This window comes from Micromonospora sp. CA-249363, assembly GCF_050950185.1.
Taxonomy (GTDB): domain Bacteria; phylum Actinomycetota; class Actinomycetes; order Mycobacteriales; family Micromonosporaceae; genus Micromonospora.
Window position 1 is genome coordinate 86,253 of the sequence record NZ_CP192020.1, and the last position, 16,605, is coordinate 102,857.

General features: G+C 68.9%; 17 protein-coding genes, 1 tRNA gene and 1 riboswitch. Of the genes, 8 read left to right on the forward strand and 10 right to left on the reverse strand.

The annotated features are described in order from the left end of the window. The first annotated feature begins 19 nt into the window (after positions 1 to 19). Entirely contained in the window at positions 20 to 1,024 is a 1,005-nt protein-coding gene (locus ACQPZK_RS00405) for an NlpC/P60 family protein (RefSeq protein WP_433536381.1), read from the forward strand. Between the two features lie 58 nt (positions 1,025 to 1,082). Here the strand turns inward: ACQPZK_RS00405 and ACQPZK_RS00410 are convergent, their stop codons facing one another. After that, positions 1,083 to 3,038 (reverse strand): N-acetylmuramoyl-L-alanine amidase, encoded by a 1,956-nt coding sequence (locus ACQPZK_RS00410; protein WP_433536382.1) that lies wholly within the window; start codon positions 3,036 to 3,038, stop codon positions 1,083 to 1,085. A 235-nt stretch (positions 3,039 to 3,273) separates the two neighbouring features. Further along, a riboswitch (cyclic di-AMP (ydaO/yuaA leader) is annotated at positions 3,274 to 3,408 on the forward strand. A gap of 12 nt (positions 3,409 to 3,420) precedes the next feature. Here ACQPZK_RS00410 and ACQPZK_RS00415 point away from each other — a divergent pair. Beyond that, on the forward strand, positions 3,421 to 4,461 hold the full coding sequence (locus ACQPZK_RS00415) for an NlpC/P60 family protein (protein ID WP_433536383.1): 1,041 nt from the start codon (positions 3,421 to 3,423) through the stop codon (positions 4,459 to 4,461). A gap of 53 nt (positions 4,462 to 4,514) precedes the next feature. Here the strand turns inward: ACQPZK_RS00415 and dcd are convergent, their stop codons facing one another. Further along, positions 4,515 to 5,093 carry a dCTP deaminase gene (gene dcd, locus ACQPZK_RS00420; protein WP_266247661.1) on the reverse strand — a complete coding sequence of 193 codons (579 nt, stop codon included), beginning with the start codon at positions 5,091 to 5,093 and terminating at the stop codon, positions 4,515 to 4,517. Positions 5,094 to 5,170: 77 nt separating this feature from the next. Between dcd and ACQPZK_RS00425 the strand changes: the two genes are divergently transcribed. Beyond that, a complete protein-coding gene (locus tag ACQPZK_RS00425) occupies positions 5,171 to 5,719 on the forward strand; it encodes a pyridoxamine 5'-phosphate oxidase family protein (RefSeq protein ID WP_433536384.1) in 549 nt (182 codons plus the stop codon). 75 nt (positions 5,720 to 5,794) lie between these two features. Here the strand turns inward: ACQPZK_RS00425 and ACQPZK_RS00430 are convergent, their stop codons facing one another. After that, positions 5,795 to 6,781, reverse strand: a complete 987-nt coding sequence (locus tag ACQPZK_RS00430; protein WP_433536385.1) for a zinc metalloprotease — start codon at positions 6,779 to 6,781, stop codon at positions 5,795 to 5,797. A 203-nt stretch (positions 6,782 to 6,984) separates the two neighbouring features. Here ACQPZK_RS00430 and ACQPZK_RS00435 point away from each other — a divergent pair. Both ACQPZK_RS00435 and ACQPZK_RS00440 read left to right on the forward strand, forming a co-directional pair. Further along, a tRNA-Gly gene (locus ACQPZK_RS00435) sits at positions 6,985 to 7,058 on the forward strand. 197 nt (positions 7,059 to 7,255) lie between these two features. After that, entirely contained in the window at positions 7,256 to 8,494 is a 1,239-nt protein-coding gene (locus tag ACQPZK_RS00440) for a pentapeptide repeat-containing protein (protein WP_433536386.1), read from the forward strand. A 337-nt stretch (positions 8,495 to 8,831) separates the two neighbouring features. Here ACQPZK_RS00440 and ACQPZK_RS00445 read toward each other — a convergent pair whose 3' ends face one another. The 3 genes from ACQPZK_RS00445 to ACQPZK_RS00455 all read right to left on the reverse strand — a co-directional run bounded on the left by ACQPZK_RS00445 (position 8,832) and on the right by ACQPZK_RS00455 (position 10,581). Beyond that, complete coding sequence (locus tag ACQPZK_RS00445; protein ID WP_433536387.1) at positions 8,832 to 9,620, reverse strand: phosphotransferase; 789 nt, start codon at positions 9,618 to 9,620, stop codon at positions 8,832 to 8,834. Positions 9,621 to 9,633: 13 nt separating this feature from the next. Then, positions 9,634 to 10,122: a hypothetical protein gene (locus ACQPZK_RS00450; RefSeq protein ID WP_433536388.1), complete on the reverse strand. Its 489-nt coding sequence runs from the start codon at positions 10,120 to 10,122 to the stop codon at positions 9,634 to 9,636. 108 nt (positions 10,123 to 10,230) lie between these two features. Then, positions 10,231 to 10,581 (reverse strand): hypothetical protein, encoded by a 351-nt coding sequence (locus ACQPZK_RS00455; RefSeq protein ID WP_433536389.1) that lies wholly within the window; start codon positions 10,579 to 10,581, stop codon positions 10,231 to 10,233. Positions 10,582 to 10,947: 366 nt separating this feature from the next. Here ACQPZK_RS00455 and ACQPZK_RS00460 point away from each other — a divergent pair, with 366 nt between their 5' ends. Together ACQPZK_RS00460 and ACQPZK_RS00465 are read left to right on the forward strand one after the other, a co-directional pair. Beyond that, positions 10,948 to 12,021, forward strand: coding sequence for a helix-turn-helix domain-containing protein (locus tag ACQPZK_RS00460; RefSeq protein WP_433536390.1), 1,074 nt, complete (start codon positions 10,948 to 10,950; stop codon positions 12,019 to 12,021). 219 nt (positions 12,022 to 12,240) lie between these two features. Then, on the forward strand, positions 12,241 to 12,609 hold the full coding sequence (locus tag ACQPZK_RS00465; RefSeq protein ID WP_433536391.1) for a hypothetical protein: 369 nt from the start codon (positions 12,241 to 12,243) through the stop codon (positions 12,607 to 12,609). A 26-nt stretch (positions 12,610 to 12,635) separates the two neighbouring features. Here ACQPZK_RS00465 and ACQPZK_RS00470 read toward each other — a convergent pair whose 3' ends face one another. After that, complete coding sequence (locus tag ACQPZK_RS00470; protein ID WP_433536392.1) at positions 12,636 to 13,280, reverse strand: dihydrofolate reductase family protein; 645 nt, start codon at positions 13,278 to 13,280, stop codon at positions 12,636 to 12,638. A gap of 19 nt (positions 13,281 to 13,299) precedes the next feature. Next, positions 13,300 to 14,004, reverse strand: coding sequence for a dihydrofolate reductase family protein (locus ACQPZK_RS00475; RefSeq protein ID WP_433536393.1), 705 nt, complete (start codon positions 14,002 to 14,004; stop codon positions 13,300 to 13,302). A 129-nt stretch (positions 14,005 to 14,133) separates the two neighbouring features. On the opposite strand from ACQPZK_RS00475, the gene ACQPZK_RS00480 reads away from it, so the two are divergent. Beyond that, positions 14,134 to 15,015 (forward strand): LLM class flavin-dependent oxidoreductase, encoded by an 882-nt coding sequence (locus tag ACQPZK_RS00480; protein ID WP_433536394.1) that lies wholly within the window; start codon positions 14,134 to 14,136, stop codon positions 15,013 to 15,015. 7 nt (positions 15,016 to 15,022) lie between these two features. On the opposite strand, the gene ACQPZK_RS00485 is transcribed toward ACQPZK_RS00480, so the two are convergent. Together ACQPZK_RS00485 and ACQPZK_RS00490 are read right to left on the reverse strand one after the other, a co-directional pair. Further along, on the reverse strand, positions 15,023 to 15,454 hold the full coding sequence (locus ACQPZK_RS00485) for an ASCH domain-containing protein (protein WP_433536395.1): 432 nt from the start codon (positions 15,452 to 15,454) through the stop codon (positions 15,023 to 15,025). A 57-nt stretch (positions 15,455 to 15,511) separates the two neighbouring features. Then, positions 15,512 to 16,573 (reverse strand): questin oxidase family protein, encoded by a 1,062-nt coding sequence (locus tag ACQPZK_RS00490; RefSeq protein WP_433536396.1) that lies wholly within the window; start codon positions 16,571 to 16,573, stop codon positions 15,512 to 15,514. Positions 16,574 to 16,605 lie beyond the last annotated feature (32 nt).

The following is a 16,605-nucleotide window of genomic DNA, read 5'->3' on the forward strand; positions in this document are numbered from 1 at the left end:
GTCGGTTGCAAAGGAGTCGGTGCCGGTGGCAACCATGCCCCCTCATCGTCACGCACCAGGGTCGCGCGTTCGACTTCGCGGGGTCGCTCGTCGCCTGATCGTGCTGGTCGCCGCCGCTGCGGTCGGTGCCGGGATGATCGCCGTGCCGGCGCAGGCCGAGCCGACGGTCGACGAGATCGAGGCGCAGATCGACAAGAAGTGGGAGGAGTTGGAGCCCACTATCGAGAAGTACAACAAGGTGCGGGCGCAACTCAACGTCAACCGCAAGAAGTCGTCCGAACTGCAGAAGAAGATCGAGCCGCTGGCCCTGCAGAGCGAGCTGGCCCTCAACCGGGTCGGTGACCTCGCGTCCCGCTACTACATGTCGGGTCCCTCGCAGGAGATCGGCGCGCTTCTGGTCAGCGCCAAGCCGGACACGCTCACCGAGCAGCTCACCCTCCTCGACCGGCTCGCCGCCCAGGAGCGCAAGCAGGTCGAGGGTGTGCTCGCCGTCCGGGCCAAGTACGACGGCGAGAAGCAGAAGCTGGACGCGCTCATCGCCACCCAGACCAAGCAGCAGAGCGAGCTGGCGGCCAAGAAGAAGCAGATCGACGCCGAGATCAAGAAGCTCGAAGCGTCGATGCCGAAGACCACGGTCAAGACCGCCGGTTGCCCGACCATCAACGGTGTGGTCTCCGCGGCGGCGCAGAAGGCGATCAGGACCGCCTGCCAGCAGGTCGGCGATCCGTACGTGTGGGGCGCCACCGGCCCGAACGCGTTCGACTGCTCGGGCCTGACCCAGTACGCCTACAAGTCGGCCGGGATCTACCTCACCCACCACACGGGTGACCAGTGGAACGAGGGCAAGGCCGTCTCGCGCGCCGACGCCCGCGCCGGTGACCTGGTCTTCTTCTACTCCGGCCTGAGTCATGTCGGGCTGTATCTGGGTAACAACCAGATGGTGCACGCACCACGCGCCGGCAAACCGGTGCAGGTGTCCAGCATCAACACGATGCCGGTCGCCGGGTTCCGCCGACCTGGCTGACCCCCACCACGCACGACGACGGCCCCCGGTCACACCGACCGGGGGCCGTCGTGGTTCCTCAGCGGGGTGCGCCCACCGGTGACGGCAGGAGCTGCACGTCGGCGAGGTCGACGTACATGACGCGGTGGCCGAACTGGATCTGGGCGTACCGGTTCTGGCCCCGGATCACCGTCCAGTCGCCCGGCGAGGAGCCGTCGAACGTGCTGGCCCGGTAGTACTCACCGGGCAGCACCGCGCCGACGGCGTACCGCTGGCCGGCGGCGAGGGTGTACTGCAACGGTGAGATCGCCTGGTAGGGCACGCCGGCCGGGTAGGCGGCCTGCTCCGGGTACGCCCGCCCGTACACGGGGATCGTGGCCCGGCCGGGCTTCGGGGTGACCACCATCCCGACGGTCCAGGTGGCCGTCGGCGCGGACGCCGGGTTGTGGAACCACGCCCGCTGCCCGAGGTACCAGATGGCCGTCCAGTCGCCCTCCCGGCCGGCCAGCGCGTACGTCTGGCCGGCGGACGCGCGGGCGCCGTGGTCCGACACGTCCATCGTGTTCGGCGTGCCGTCGGGGCGTAGCGCGATGTCGTTGACCAGCGGCGCGTCCGCCGACGGCGCGCTGCGTAGCACCACCGACGAGGAGCCGCGTGGCGCGCACGGCGTCCCCGGGGTGACGCATCCGGTGAACGCCGGCTGGTTGGTCGCGTAGTCGGGGTCGATCCGGACCAGCCCGGTGGCCGGGGTGCCGGTGTCCAGCCGTGGGGCGTGCAGCAGGTCGAAGTAGTGCGTCCAGTCCCAGTACGGCCCCGGGTCCCAGTGCATCCCGCGGACCGTCGATGCGGTGGTGCCGGGCACGTTGTCGTGGCCGATGATGTGCTGGCGGTCCAGCGGGATGCCCAGGCGCAGGGCGAGATGCCGGACAAGCTTCGCCGAGGTCCGATACATCGCCTCCGTGTACCAGGTGCCCTGCGCGGCGAAGCCCTCGTGTTCGAGCCCGATCGCCTTGGCGTTGACGTACCAGTTGCCGGCGTGCCAGGCGACGTCCTTGGTGCGGACGTGCTGGGCGATGTGGCCGTCCACCGAGCGCAGCGAGTAGTGCCAGCTCACGTAGGTCGGGTCTCGGACGAGTTGCAGGGTGGTCGCCCAACTCGCCTCGGTGTCGTGGATGACGATGTACTCGATCTTCTGCCGCGCGGGCCGGTCGGACAGGTCGTGGTTGCCGTAGTCGCCGTCGCCGAACGCCGCGTAGGGGGCGGGGATCCACTCACAGGACACGGTGCGGGGGCACTCCAACCCGTCCGGGCGGGCGAGTCGCCGCAGTCCCAGCCGGTCGAGCCAGGACCGCTCGGGTCGTACCGCTCGGGCCGGGAGCGTGACCCGCTGGCCGTCGTCGGTCACCCGCGTCTCGCCGGCGCCGATCGTGGTGAAGACCTCGTCGGCGAAGGCCGCCGCGGCATCGGCGCTGTCCGCGCCGGCATAGCGGGCCACCGCGCCGTACCAGGTGGCCGGGTCGGTGCCGACTCCGACCGGGGCGCCGATCTCCCGTTGGTACGCGGCCAGCAGCGCGGCGCCGCCCCGGAGGTTCGTCGTCGGGTCGGTGCGCAGCGCCTCGACGGTGGCGCCGGTCAGCGCGGCGGCGGCGTCCACGGTCTGCAGCGCGGCGGTGGGTGGCGCGTTCTCGCTGGCGGGCGCGGGTGTCAGAGCACGACGGGAACCGTCGCCGCGCGGGTCCTCTCCCGGGGAGTCGTGGTGGCCGCGCCCGGGTAGGGCGGTCACGTGGCGGGCATCGGTCAGGTGCATCGGGCCGTAGCCACCGCTGGTGCTCGGCGTGCCGGCGTTGCTGTCCCAGCGCGACTCCAGGTAGGAGACGCCGAGCAGTACGTCGACCGGCACGCCGTACTCGGTGGCCGCGGCGGCGTACTGCTGCTGGCGGTCGGCGGCGGGGGCCGCGGAGGCCGGGCCGGAGGGCAACGGTACGGCCGCCACGGCGGTGACGAGCGCGATGGCGAGCAGGATCGGACGTTTCATCGAACCCCCTACATGTGAACGGGTATCGGTGCGGTCACCTTCGCGCTGCCTGGCGGCTTGCGTCAATACCTTTCCATGTTTCGAAACGTGCGGAAAGAATCCTTCACATCCGCTCGATGGCCCGCCCCAATCGGTACGGAGTGTCACGGCCGCACGGGTTGCGGATCGGTAACGGCCGTCTCTACTCTGGTCATTCGTCGGCCCGGTAGCAGGTCTGCCCACCCCGGGCGGTAACGGACCGACACCGCCGAGTCGCTCGCGAGCGAGCCGGGGACCCACGTTCCCGGGGTGAATCCGCAGTCCCTGCGGTAGGGCGCCCACTTCCCGCCCGAACCCGTCAGCTAACCCGGTAGGCGGTCAGGAAGAAGGAGTACGGAACCCGGTGGCCCTCCAAGCCCCGCGGCCGTCGTCCGGACGGTCGGCTCCGGCCGACCCGACCTCGACCGTGCCGCGTCCACGCTGGTCCCGCTTCACCACCGCCCTCGCCGCCCTGGTCGGCGTCGCCGTCGTCCTGACCGGCAGCGCCACGGTGGCCCACGCCGACCCGTCCGTCGCCGAGATCGAACGCCAGATCGACGACGACTGGAACAAGCTCGAACCGATCATCGAGCGGCACAACGCCACCCGCGCCGACCTGGCCCTCAAGCGCAAGCAGGCCGACGCGCTCGCCGCCCGCATCGCGCCGCTGGAGCGTCAGGTCGACGCCGCGATGGACAAGGTCAGCGCACTGGCCGTCCGCGCGTACATGGGTGAGAACCTGTCGACCGTCAACACGATGCTCGGCAGCCGGTCGCCCAGCGAGATGGTCGGTCAGCTCGAAATGCTCGACCGCTTCGCCCACAACCAGCAGGAGGACGTCCGTCAGGTCGCGGACCTGCGCAACGAGCTGGCCCGGCAGAAGGCCCCGCTGGACGAGATGGTGGCCCAGCTGACCCGCACCGAGGCCCAGTTGGCGGCGAAGAAGAAGCAGATCAACGAGGAGATCGACCGGCTGCAGAAGCTGCGCCTCAAGGTGTACGGCAACGGCGGCGGCGGTCCGCTGCGTCCGGCGCCCTGCCCGGCCAGCTACCCCGGAGGCGGCGCCGGCATCGCGGTCAAGTTCGCCTGTGCCCAGATCGGCAAGCCGTACGTGTGGGGCGCCGAGGGGCCGGAGTCGTACGACTGCTCCGGGCTGATGCTGGCCGCCTGGGCGAAGGCCGGTGTGTCACTGCCGCACAACGCCGCCGCGCAGAGCCGGGTGACCAGGAACGTCAGCAAGGGCGACCTGCGCCCGGGTGACCTGGTCTTTTACTACTCCGACATCCACCACGTCGGCATGTACGTCGGCAACGGCTGGGTGGTGCACGCCTCCCAGGCCGGTGTGCCCGTCAAGATGAAGAAGGTCGACGACGGGCCCATCCACAGTTACGGCCGTCCGGGCTGACCGGACGCATTCAGGGCCCGTCGCGATCGCTCGCGGCGGGCCCTCGTCGTCCCCTAGCGCGTCGGCCAGGCGCGCCAGTTCTGCCAGGAGCGACTCGGCGTCGGCCCCCGCTGACCCTGGTAACGCGACCCGTAGACCACCGAGCCGTACGGGTGCTCGGCCGGCGACGAGAGCCGGAAGATGCAGAGCTGACCGATCTTCATACCCGGCCAGAGGGTGATCGGCAGGTTCGCCACGTTGGACAGCTCCAGCGTGACGTGCCCCGAGAAGCCCGGGTCGATGAACCCGGCGGTGGAGTGGGTGAGCAGGCCGAGGCGGCCCAGTGAGCTCTTGCCCTCCAGTCGGCCGGCGAGCTGGTCGCCGAGCGAGATCACCTCCAGCGTCGAGGCGAGCACGAACTCCCCCGGGTGCAGCACGAACGGCTCGCCGTCGGGCACCTCGACCACCGAGGTCAGGTCGTCCTGCTGCATCGCCGGGTCGATGTGGGTGTAGAGATGGTTGTTGAAGACCCGGAACAGTCGGTCGAGTCGTACGTCGATGCTGGAGGGTTGGACCAGGGTGGGCTCGAACGGCTCCAGGCCCAGCGTGCCGGCCTTGATCTCGGAGACCAGGTCACGGTCGGAGAGCAGCATCGGACCACCATAGCGAGGTGGGCGGTGACCAGCGTGTCGAGGTCGCTCCTCGTACATTTGTTCGATAGAATGCCCGCATGGCTTCCTGGTCCGATTTCGCCGCCGACGAGCCCCGCCTCGCCGACGGGATCCGCGTTCTCCTGCAGCAGTACGGGCCGGGCTTCGGCTATCTGGCCACGGTCCGTGCCGACGGTGGGCCCCGGGTCCATCCGGTCTCCCCGGTCATCACCGACGAGGGTCTGTTCTGCTTCATCATCGACTCGCCGAAGCGCCGCGACCTCGAACGGGACGGCCGCTACGCGCTGCACTCGTTCCCCCCGGAGGAGAGCGACGACGAGGCGTACGTGGCGGGCCACGCCTGGCCGGTCACCGATCCGGTCCGGGTGGCCCGACTGGCGCAGAGCGCCCGAGCGGAGCCGCAGGTCGACTGGCGACTGTTCGAGTTCACCGTCGACGTGGCGATGCTGACCCGGCGCGAGCAGCACGGCCTGGGCATCGCGGTGGGTCATCCGGCCGTCCAGGTCTGGCTCGATCCGCAGACACCGCCCGCGGCGGCCGCGCCTGCCGCCGTACCGCAGAAGCGCCCGACCCGCCGCAACCGCGACGTCCAGTGCACGGCCGCCTGACCACGGTCCTGGGGATGAAAACGCCGGTGCCGGCTCCGTCGTGACGGAGCCGGCACCTGGTGTACGTGAGGAGAGCTAGGCCGCGCGGTACGCGTTCCACGCGGTCAGCATGCGGCTCGCCTGTCCGGTGGTGAACTGGTACATGCACGAGTCGTAGGTGTAGTCCATGAAGTTGGTGATCGGGTCCAGGCCGGTCGCCGAGCAGGTGTCGCGCCCGGTCGGGCACTGGTAGGCCGGTGAGGCCTCGGCCGGGGTGTCGCTGACACCGTCGCCGGAGCCGCCGCAGCCGCCCTGGAAGGTGTGGTAGAGGTTCAGCCAGTGGCCCACCTCGTGCGTGCCGGTGTCGCCCTGGTTGTAGTTGGTGGCGGTGCCGCCCGGCAGCGACTCGCCGAGAACGACCACGCCGTCGGTGCTGCTGAGCTTGCGCTGTGGGAAGGTCGCCCAGCCCAGCAGGTCGTCGCTCAACTCGCCGAGGTAGATGTTGAGCGTGTTCTTGCCGCCCACCCGCAGCGCCGACTTCATCGACCGCTCCGCCGACGAGCCGTAGACGATCGGGTACCACGACGGGTTCGTCACCCGGTTGATCGAGTCGAGTCGGAAGGCGAACGCCGTGGCCGCACCGCCGGTCCCACCCGCGTAGGCCTGGTTGAGCACGCTGATCTGCGAGGTGATCATCGAGTCGGGGATGTTGCCGCCGGCCCGGGTGCTGTTCTCCTGGATCACGTGCACCACCACCGGGATGGTGACGGTGGCGGTCAGCGTCGTGGCACCGGCGCCGGCCCGGTAGTTGGCCCGCTCGCGCAACGCCGCCGCAAGGTCGGCGTCACGATCGCGGACCTGCTTGGCGGTCAGCTCGTTGGGCTCGTGGAGGGCTGGGGCACCGGGCTTCGCCCGGGTGTTGGCATGGCTGTCGGCCGGCTCCGCGCAGGTGCCACCGGGTGCCGCGGAGAAGGCCGAAGCGGCCGGCACGACGCCCATCGCGGCGGTGCTGAGCAGCAGTGCGAGGGTCGTCGACGCGACACCGGCGACACGCCGGGTCAGCAGGTTGGGACGGAGTCCCATGGGCCCACCTCTTTCTGGCGGCGCGGCAGGGGGTGTGTCACGCCATGGCTGGCAAGGTGTGGCCGACGTTACAACCCATCGATGCATTTGAGAACGGCCATATGTTGCCGTCTGGAAACTTCTTCGGGCGCGAGCGGGGGTGGTCGGCACGTGGGGGTGGCTGGGTGCACGGCTGCGACGACTCGGGTACAGTGGTGCCGCTCGCGGGTGTAGTTCAATGGCAGAACATCAGCTTCCCAAGCTGACAGTGCGGGTTCGATTCCCGTCACCCGCTCCACGTGCGGAAGCCCTGGTCAGGACACACGTCCCGCCAGGGCTTCCGTGGTTCTAGGTCAAGTTGGACCGGGATGAACCACCAGCTCGCCTCAGTGCCGGTCTGTCGCCTTCGTCAAGCCTCCTGACAAGGAGGACAATCCACTGCGGGTGTCCCCGCCTGATCCGAGTTAGTATGCCAAACGGAAAAGAGGTGATGTGGTGCGTAAGAAAGTCTTTAAGGTCGGGTTGGTGCGCCACATTCTAATACTGCTGCTAAGTGCATTGTTCCTCGCGTCGGGAGCATCCTACCTGTTGTGGCTAGCTCTAGGATCACCCAAGTTGCCGAGAGGGGGCACCGCAACTCTCGGGGAGGTCTACAACGGCGTCAAATTGGCGTTGGCGGTAGTAGCCGGTGTCGGTGCTGTAGTCGCCCTAGCTGTCGCCTATCGCAAACAGCGGTTGCAGGAGGAAGACGATCGCAGAGCCGAGTTGAATTCTCGGCGTGACGACATAAAACTATACAACGAACGTTTCAAGGCTGCTGCTGAACAACTAGGTTCGGAAAAAGCGGCAGTCCGTCTATCCGGCGTATACGCATTCCAGGCCCTAGCTGACGACTGGGCGGAGGGGCGGCAGATGTGTGTGGAGGTGCTCGCCGCGTATCTCCGCATGCCTTTCTCAGGGCCCTTCGAGAAGCCGAAATCCGAAGTGCAAGTCAGCGACAAGGGGCAGGTTTTAATCGTCAGTTCCGCGGATTCGATCGAGCAGCGCAATGGATATGAAGAGCTTCAGGTGCGTCTAACGATCCAGGGCGTCTTTGCTTCACGTCTGCGTAGTCCTAAAGTTGTCAAGTCCTCAGAGAGTTGGACGAAGCGTCTATCCAGGCGGCGTGGACCTCAGCCGAACGAATACGGCGATCCTGCATGGACGGACGTTAGTGCGGTTCTGAGTGGTGCCACGCTGGTAGACGTAGACTTCCATAACTGCGCCTTCGTTGATCTCAATTGCGAGGGAGCCGTGTTCTATGGGGATGCATCCTTCAGTTGGTGCCATTTCAGGGGAGAAGCACGGTTTGACGGTGCCATCTTCGTGCAGTCGGCAATATTCAGTGGCGGAGTGTTCGACGCCTACGCGGGCTTCACCAATGTGAACTTCATAGGCGGGGTGTACTTCAACAGGATCACGAGGAACTTCGATATGGAATTTAATTCCAGTCGGTTCCAAGCAGTGGCACAGTTCAATCATATGACAGCCGGATCTAAGGGTGGTCTCTACTTTACTAAAGCCAAGTTTAACGGCTCTACGACCTTCTCGGGAACCCACTCCTTTCACGAAAGGTCGTTCGTCGACGTCAGTGCGAGCAGGAAAGCCTCATTTAAGCATCTGCCGCCTCCTTGGAAAAATCTTGGAGGCAAGCTAGCAAAAGCTGCTTCCAGTGACGGCCTTCACGACGCCTAGCCTCCAACAATCATTGTGTGCGAATCTGATTGGGCGTCTTGGGTCATTAGTGGCCGATAGTCGAAGTCAACAGGGGTCCCTCCGGACCGCTCGTGAAGTCGCCGAGCGGTGTACGACGGGCTTCAGCGGGGATCTCGTATGCTTCCTAAGCTGACGGTGCGGTTCGACTTCCGTCACCCGCTCCACTGGTCGGTGCGGCCAAGCGCTTGGTCAGGGGCTTCGCTAAGCCGTACCGACCCTGGACGAAGGCCGCGTCATCATTGGCAGCCCGCTTGGCAGTCAGGACCTTCGACATTTCAAGATCATTGTTGGGTATCGCGCCGATTCTTGCCCGGCGTTATGGCTTGGCGGTATAGGAGCTCCGGTGCTGCGCCCACTCGCCGGTCCACGCCGCGAGATCGTGCACCCAACCGTCTTTGCTCTGCTCGGCCTTTACCTCCCACTTCGCGGCGTTCATCGCGGCGAAGGCGTCGAGAGTGTCGTGACCGACCGAGGCCCAAGCGGGGAACTGCGCCAGCCACTCCTCGGCCTGCGCCGGGCTGTGACCACTACCTATCAGCCACTGCACGAGCAGAGCCAGCTCAACCCACGCAGCGGCCTCGGTCGTCCACGCCCAGTCAACGACGCGCATTCCCGTCGCCGTGCGGATGAGGTTGGTCGGGTTGATGTCGGAGTGAACGAGCGTCCGACCCTGCATCTCGGGCAGTGCGAACCCGAGTCGGCCCGACGGGGTGAACCACGTCCCTGGCGGGGCCGGCGTGCCCTGAAGTGATTTCAGGGTTACCAGCAGCAACTCCAGATCTGGACTTCCGGGAGACAGGTCGGGGTGAGGGCCGTCAAGCAGCTCGGCCCCCACCACCAACCAGCCATCCCGCTCGAAGTGCCAGAGGACGGCCGGCGGGAACCAGTCGACCGCCCTGGTTGCTGTCAGCTCGTAGCGCAGCGTTTGGACGCTCCGCCCCGTCGAGGCGGCCTTGACGAAGACCATGCCGGACGTGCCGACGACGGTCGACGCGATCTCGGCGTGGTTGCCGGTCGGAGCCGCGCGTACGCCGATGATTCCGCCGACGCGCTCGGCAATCTCCGTCACGACTGTCTTGGGCAGGGCGGCCCATTCGCGGCGCATGGCTACCTCTTGATCACTTACCGCCGGGCTGCGGCGGGTTGGGCGGGCAGCAGGATTCGGCCTCGCCGTACCAGAATTCCATGTCGACGCGGTAGCCGGTCCGGTGCAGCGCCGCGAGCGTGAAGGTCACGGCGGTCCCGTCCATCATCCCCTCGGTCAGGATGGGGATGTGGTGCACGAAGCCTCCGGCGACCTGCTCGCACGCGGCGTTATACGGCACGGTGTGCTGCAACACCGAGTGCCACACCGCGTCGACCGGGAGTGTCGGCACGACGCGACCGATCGACCCGTCCGGCAGAGGCATTCCGAAGTCCTCGTTCGTCACGTTGTCGGCGTGCGCCTTGAGGAAGATCAGGAATTGTTCGACGGCTCGCTCCGCGTAGGAACGGGTGACGTGGACGTCGGCGGCGAAGTAGGCGACCAGTTTGCCGAACGTCTCGGCGTCGACCAGTGTGCGGGGGTCGGCGGCGGTCTTCTCCGGCGTGCTTGTGGTGACGGTCATGTGCGATCCCTTCCGTTGCTCTCGCTGTGCGGAGATGCGTTCCCCGCGCCGGTTGTGCTCGGTGCGCCCGGGTGGCCGCCGTTGGCCAGGACGGCGGCGAGCGGGAATCTAGGCGCCGGTGTTCGACGTCGCGGGCTCGACAATCGGCTTGCGGAACGGTCCCCATCCCACGAACCGGTCGAACAGGGCTCGCGGGCTCGGCCCGTCGTGCGGGTTGAGGTGGTAGAGGTCGCGCATCGCCTCGTAGAACAGCCCGGCCAGGTAGATCGACAGGCTCGGCATCTTGTTCTCGTATTCCGCCTTGAGCATGAGTCGCGCGGTCGGACACGGCCACGGCTGACCGTCGGAGCGGCACGCCCAGTGTGGGCGTAACGGCGTGTGCGGCGGGGCTTGGCCGTGCTGGCGCGGGTGGTCCGCGACCGGTCCTCGCTCGGGGACAGAAATCTGCCCGGATATCATTCCTGGCCCCCGTTCGCCCGGAACTCCTGAGCCCGGGTCAGGCGACCCACCCGGCCGACCTCGTCCACCCGGAACGCCTCGGTGTGCGCAGTGACCCAGGCCGGAAGCGACGGGGCAGGACGAGGTGCAGGCATCTTCGGAACAGGTTGTTTGCTGCGCCGGAACGAGAAACGCACGCTGCCTCCTTCGCGCTGTCGTCTTGGAAGGGGCCGCCCCGTAAGTGCTCGCCGGACAGGGCGGCCCCGGTACGAACACGTCCGTCGGGTTCGGGTCCCTGCCGGTCGCGCCGTCTGGTTCCACCCTGCGATGACAGGACTACGCTGGGAAGTAGGTCGATGCTTTCAGCGGCTTTCAGCAGGGGGACCCGTGGAAGATCTAGGCGGGCAGTTGCGTCAAGCTCGCATCGAGGCCGGCGTTTCGCTCGCCTCGGTGGCGGCGCGGTCGTGCTACTCGGCTTCGCATCTGAGTAACGTCGAGGCAGGACGACGAACCGCTACCCCTGACATCGTGCTCGCCTACGCGCGGGCATTCGGGGAGGGTGACGTGAACCGTCGACAGGTGCTCGGGCTCGCGGCGGGTGCCGTCGGCCCCGTAGTAGCCGGTGAGCTGATCCGGGCCGGTTTCAGCGCAGCCCTTGATGGGCGAGGGGCCGAGGAGGACTGGCGCGAGCGAGTCGACCAATACGGGCGGGACTACATGGCCGTAGGCGCGGCGGTCCTTCAGGCGCGTCTCGCGAGCGACCTCGTGATCCTGCAACAGCACCTCGACACGCCGCGCATGTGGACACACGCAGCGCGAGCGCTCGTGACCTACGGCAAGACCACGCCCAACCCCGTCGAGGCAATCCGCTGGTACGACCTCGCGGCAACGGCCGCTGACCGGTCCGACGACCTCGGTGTGCGGGTGTGGGTACGCGGGAGGGCTGCTATCGCCCTCGGCTACGAAGGGGCGTCGCTGACCACCGCCAAGCGCTACGCCGAACAGGCCATTGCGCTATCCGACCGGCCGTCACTCGGGCGCGTACAGGCGCTCATGGCACAGGCGCACGTCGCAGCCGGGCGCGGCGACGAGGCCGGGGCGATCTTGCACGACACTGAGGCCCGACGGGTTTTCGATCACGTTGCGTCGCCCGACGGCGAAGTCTCGGACACCGCCGTACCGCCGTGGCGCATGGCGACCTTCCGCAGCATGTTGTATGCGCGCCTCGGCATGCTCGGACCGGGCAGCGAGGCGCAGCAAGAGGCCGACCGGACGCGGCCGGCGGGCCTACCCCGATTCGCCACGCACATCGAGCTGCACCGGGGCCTGACCATGGCGAAAGCTGGCGACCGGGCCGGCGGGGTCGCCTACGCACGCCAGGCGTGGGAAGCCCTCCCAGCCGAACGCCGATCGCAGAGCCTTGCCCTGATGCTGCGCGAGGTCGAGCGGACCGGTGGTTGATACCGGCGCAGGAACGAGAGCACCGTCGCCGCCAGTTGATCGACGATCGTCCGCTCGTCCAAGCGGCTGCGCTGCTGCGGAGTCTGCGGCTGATCGCGCCGACGGTTGCCGTAACCGGGCCGTCGGCCTTGTCCACCCGCGCCGAACCGGGCATATCGATGCATGCCCCGGCCCGGTCGGTCGATATTCCGCACAGAGCTGTGTCGTTAGCGTCCGAGCATGCCCCCGCCGCAGCCACCCCGCCAGCCCGCCGTCCTGCCTGACGGTTCCGCCCCTGTCTCCTACCGTGCGGTGTACGTACTCGCTGGCCTGGCCGTGCCCTTCTGGGCGTCCGCCGCATGGGGTGCCGAAACGATGGTCGAAGGCCGCGACCTGCCCGAAGGGCTGTTGAGCTTCGTCGCCTTTCTGTGGCTCGCCGGGTCCGAGATGTTCGCGCTTCTGTTCCACCTGACGGCGGCGTGGGAGCTTCGTCGGCGCAACGCGCCTCGCGCGGCCCTGGTCACCCTTCTTGTCGCGGTCGCCGGGGTCGTTGCGACGATCGTGTTCCTGGTCTGGGTCGCGACCTCCGGCGAGCCCTACGCCAGGTAGCGGGGCGGGCTGGTGTCTCCGCTGTGTCACCGCCTCCAGAACAGCAGGTGGGTGACGCCGCTGGGGCTGGGCACCGACTCCAGGTGGAAGCGGTCGAGCAGTTCGTCCGGGCTTTCCCACAGCCGCTCGCCCCGGTGCAGGTCGACGGGCGCGACGGCGATGTGCATCGTGTCGACCAGGTCGGCGTCGAGGAATGCGCGGATGGTGGCCACTCCGCCGCCGAGGCGTACGTCCCGACCGTCGGCCGCCTCCTTGGCCCGGGCCAGCGCCTCGGCCGGGGTGGCGTCGAGGAAGTGGAACGTGGTGTCGGCGAGGGTGAACGACGGCCGTACGTGGTGGGTGAGCACGAAGACCGGCGTGTGGAAGGGCGGGTTGTCGCCCCACCATCCCTGCCACTCGTGGTTCTCCCAGGGCCCACGCTGGGGGCCGAACTTGTTGCGCCCCATGATCTCCGCGCCGATGTTGTGCTCGGCGTCGCGGGTCAGGTAGTCGTCCAGGCCACGGGTTCCGCCGGGCTCGGTGCGGTAGATGAAGCTGGCGGTGGCGGAACGCCAGGAGAACAGCGCGGTGGGGTCGGCGTGGCCGAAGGGCCTTTCCAGGCTCTGCCCCTCCCCGGTGCCGAACCCGTCGCGCGAGACGTTGAAGCACTGCACCCGCAGTAGCTGTGGCATGAGAACTCCCCTTGTGACGTCAGTTGGTGGTCGTCGTCGGTCCGCCGCCCCGGCCCCGGTCGTCGAGCACGAGCGGGGCGCGACCGTCCACCACGTACCGGATGTGGGTGACCTGCGGGGTGTGGATGACCCGGCTCGGCGTCAACTCGATCGCCTCCTTGTCGCCGAGGTCGAGGTCGGCGTCGAGGAGCCGCAGGCCGGTGCCGAGCACGACCGGTACGACGTGCAGCTCCAACTCGTCGAGCAGGCCGGCCTTGAGTACCTGTCGCACGAGGCTGCCGCCTCCGGCCACGGCCACGTTCTTGCCACCGGCCACGGCGCGCGCCTGCTCGACCGCGCTGGCCACGCCGTCGGTGACGTAGGTGAAGCTCGTGCCACCGCCGCGCCGCAGGGTTTCGCGGGGCCGGTGTGTGACGACGAAGACCGGTGCGCGGAACGGTGGTTCTTCGCCCCACGGCACCTCGCCGCCGTCGGCCATCCGCCGTCCCATGACGTACGCGCCGGCTGCCTCGAACGTCTCGGCCATCACGTCGGAGTTGGCGTCGCGTTCGCCACCGGCGAAGCCCTGCCGCTCGCGCCAGGCTGCCGCCTCGGTGGCCCAGCGGGTGACCCGAAAGAAGCCGGCGGCTTCGGCCGAGTCGATCCAGTCCCCGTCGCCGTCGAACCGTGGGCCGGCATAGAACCCGTCCAGGGACACCGACAGCTGCGCGGTCACCTTCGTCATGTCGTCTCTCTCCTGCTCGGGCGGCACCCCTCGGGTGCCTGCTCGCAACGAGGTCGGAGCCGAGCAGGACGCCCCTACCGAAGCGATCTGTGACCTGGATCACACGCGAGTCCCGGTAGGCTGGCGATCATGCGGATTGGCATCGTGATCCTGCCGGACCAGCGCTGGTCGGAGGCGCAGCACCGCTGGCGGCAGGTCGACGAGTGGGGCTTCGACCACGCGTGGACGTACGACCACCTGGGTTGGCGTGATCTGGTCGACGGCCCGTGGTTCGACTCCATGAGCACCCTGACGGCGGCCGCCACCGTGACGTCCCGGATTCGACTGGGCACGCTCGTGGCGTCGCCGAACTTCCGCCAACCCGCCGCGTTCGTCCGCCAGATCACCACGGTGGACGACATGTCGGACGGTCGACTGCTGCTCGGTCTCGGTGCCGGCGGCATCGGCTTCGACTCGGCGGTGCTGGGTGGTGAGACGCTGCCGCCGCGCCAGCGGGTCGACCGCTTCGCCGAGTTCACCGAGTTGCTGGATCTGATCCTGCGCCAGGACGGCACGACCTGGCGGGGTGACTGGTTCGCCGCGGTGGACGCCCGCAACAACCCTGGCTGCGTGCAGCAGCCCCGGGTGCCGTTCGTGGTGGCCGCCAACGGGCCGCGCTCGATGCGGCTGGTGGCCCGCTTCGGGCAAGGGTGGGTGACCACCGGCACCGGCGACGACAATGACCTGGCGAGCTGGTGGGCCAGCGTGTCGACGCTGTCCGCGCGGATGGACCGGACGCTCGCCGAGGCCGACCGCGACCCGGCGACGCTGGACCGCTACCTCCTGCTGGACTCCGCGCCGGTGTTCTCGCTGACCAGCGCGCAGTTCTTCGCCGACCAGGTCGGCCGGGCCAGGGAGCTGGGCTTCACCGACGTCGTGACGCACTGGCCGCGCGCCAGCAGTTGGTACGCCGGCGACGAGGCCGTCCTGGTCGACGTGGCGACCCGACTGCTGCCCGAGCTGCGCGGCTGACGCAGGCTCAGGTGCCCAGGTCTCCGGTGGCCACGCCGCCCTCGCCGCCGGAGACCAGCCGCAGGCGCAGGCAGACGATCGGGGTGTCGTCGTCGACGGGTGTGCCGAGTCGCGCCCAGTAGGCCGCGTGCCCCGCCCGCCACTCCTCGATCGAGCGGTCGCCCTCGCCCTCGGCGCGGGCGAAATCCCAGGGCACGTCGCCGAAGCGGACCACCTCGACCCCGGTGATCTCGACGACACCGGCCAACGCGTCGGCGTCGTCGACGAGCGCCAGCCGTTCGCCGACCTGCTCCAGTTCCTCGCCCTCCTGCGCGTACTCCGCCAGCCGACCGGCGGTCGCGGTCTTGACCCCGGCCAGCACCAGCGTGTTCAGGGTCGTCCGTAGCTCGCCCGGCGTGCCGAGGGCGAGCGTGCGCAGGTCACCGATCCGAGGCCACATCCTGCCGAGGCTAGGCCAGCGAGGGCGGACGCGCCGTCGTAATTCGTCCGGCGCGGCTCAGATCAACTGCGCCGCGTAGCCGGCGGCGTCGAGCAGCCGCCGGTCACCGGTGGCCGCGTGGGCATCGAGGACCGCGTCGGCCAGCTTGACCACGTGCGCGTCACCGTGCCGGGCCGCCCGCGCGAAGACCTCCGCCGGGGTCCCGGTGGCGACCGACGGCGGCGCGACCGCGTCGCTCGGGGCGTACACCGAGGTCACGGCCGCCGCCGCGGCCCAGGCCGCGGCGAAGCTCGGCGCCCAGAGCGCCCGGTCGAGTGCCGGCAGGGTACGCAGCACGGCGGTCGGCGCCGTCACCGCGTGCACCAGCATGACCGGCTCCGCGTGCCCGAAGCGCAGGTAGTCGAGGCCGGCGCGGTGCACGAGCGTGCCGAGCCCGCGCTCCGCCTCGCTCGGCGTCCGCGCGGGGCGCAGCGCCGCGAGCGCCGGTTCCCATCGAGGTACGCTCACCAGCCTCCCCAACCGCTCCCGGATGCCCCCGGTCCGGTCGTCGATGCGGGGCAGTCCGGTCAGCGCGGCGACCACGTCCGGGCCCTCCTGGTCGACCTGCTCGGCGGTGGTGCCCGACGGAGCCGCAGCGAGCAGTCGATCGGCGCCGGGCACCGGCTGCCAACGGGCCGCCCAGTAGCCGAGGGCCTGGCCCAGTTCGGTGAGCCGGGGCGGGTTCGCCCCGTGCAGGTGCAGGGCGCGTACCGCGTGCCCGACCCGGATCACCCCGTGGGTGGCGCCCGCGGCGATGCCGGGCAGCAGTCGGGGCCACCAGGTGCCGAGCACGTCCCGCCACGGCGCCTCGCGCAGCTGCCGGTCGAAGTGGGCCAGCCAGTCGCCGGCCCGCTTCGCGTCGCCCAGCGCCGCCCGCCAGTCGTCGATCGGACGTAGCCCGCGGGGCAACTCGTCCAGCCGGGTCAGGTAGTCGTCCAGCCAGCGGTGTACCTGTCGCTCGTGCCCGTGCCGGGCCAGCGCCTCCACGGCCATCGGGCCGTGGTTGGAGAGCCAGCCCTCGTATTCGGGACCGGTGTGGTGCAGCCGTTCGTACGCCTCGTCGAGGATTCCGTCGCTCATGCGTCGATCGTCGAAGGTGAAGGGCGCTTCAG

Coding starts and splice junctions, on each gene's coding strand:
- ACQPZK_RS00455 (WP_433536389.1), bottom strand. CDS start 10,581: ATGATATCCGGGCAGATTTCTGTCCCCGAGCGAGGACCGGTCGCGGAC.
- ACQPZK_RS00430 (WP_433536385.1), bottom strand. CDS start 6,781: ATGGGACTCCGTCCCAACCTGCTGACCCGGCGTGTCGCCGGTGTCGCG.
- ACQPZK_RS00410 (WP_433536382.1), bottom strand. CDS start 3,038: ATGAAACGTCCGATCCTGCTCGCCATCGCGCTCGTCACCGCCGTGGCG.
- ACQPZK_RS00470 (WP_433536392.1), bottom strand. CDS start 13,280: ATGCCACAGCTACTGCGGGTGCAGTGCTTCAACGTCTCGCGCGACGGG.
- ACQPZK_RS00445 (WP_433536387.1), bottom strand. CDS start 9,620: ATGCGCCGCGAATGGGCCGCCCTGCCCAAGACAGTCGTGACGGAGATT.
- ACQPZK_RS00465 (WP_433536391.1), top strand. CDS start 12,241: ATGCCCCCGCCGCAGCCACCCCGCCAGCCCGCCGTCCTGCCTGACGGT.
- ACQPZK_RS00485 (WP_433536395.1), bottom strand. CDS start 15,454: ATGTGGCCTCGGATCGGTGACCTGCGCACGCTCGCCCTCGGCACGCCG.
- ACQPZK_RS00475 (WP_433536393.1), bottom strand. CDS start 14,004: ATGACGAAGGTGACCGCGCAGCTGTCGGTGTCCCTGGACGGGTTCTAT.
- dcd (WP_266247661.1), bottom strand. CDS start 5,093: ATGCTGCTCTCCGACCGTGACCTGGTCTCCGAGATCAAGGCCGGCACG.
- ACQPZK_RS00450 (WP_433536388.1), bottom strand. CDS start 10,122: ATGACCGTCACCACAAGCACGCCGGAGAAGACCGCCGCCGACCCCCGC.
- ACQPZK_RS00480 (WP_433536394.1), top strand. CDS start 14,134: ATGCGGATTGGCATCGTGATCCTGCCGGACCAGCGCTGGTCGGAGGCG.
- ACQPZK_RS00490 (WP_433536396.1), bottom strand. CDS start 16,573: ATGAGCGACGGAATCCTCGACGAGGCGTACGAACGGCTGCACCACACC.
- ACQPZK_RS00425 (WP_433536384.1), top strand. CDS start 5,171: ATGGCTTCCTGGTCCGATTTCGCCGCCGACGAGCCCCGCCTCGCCGAC.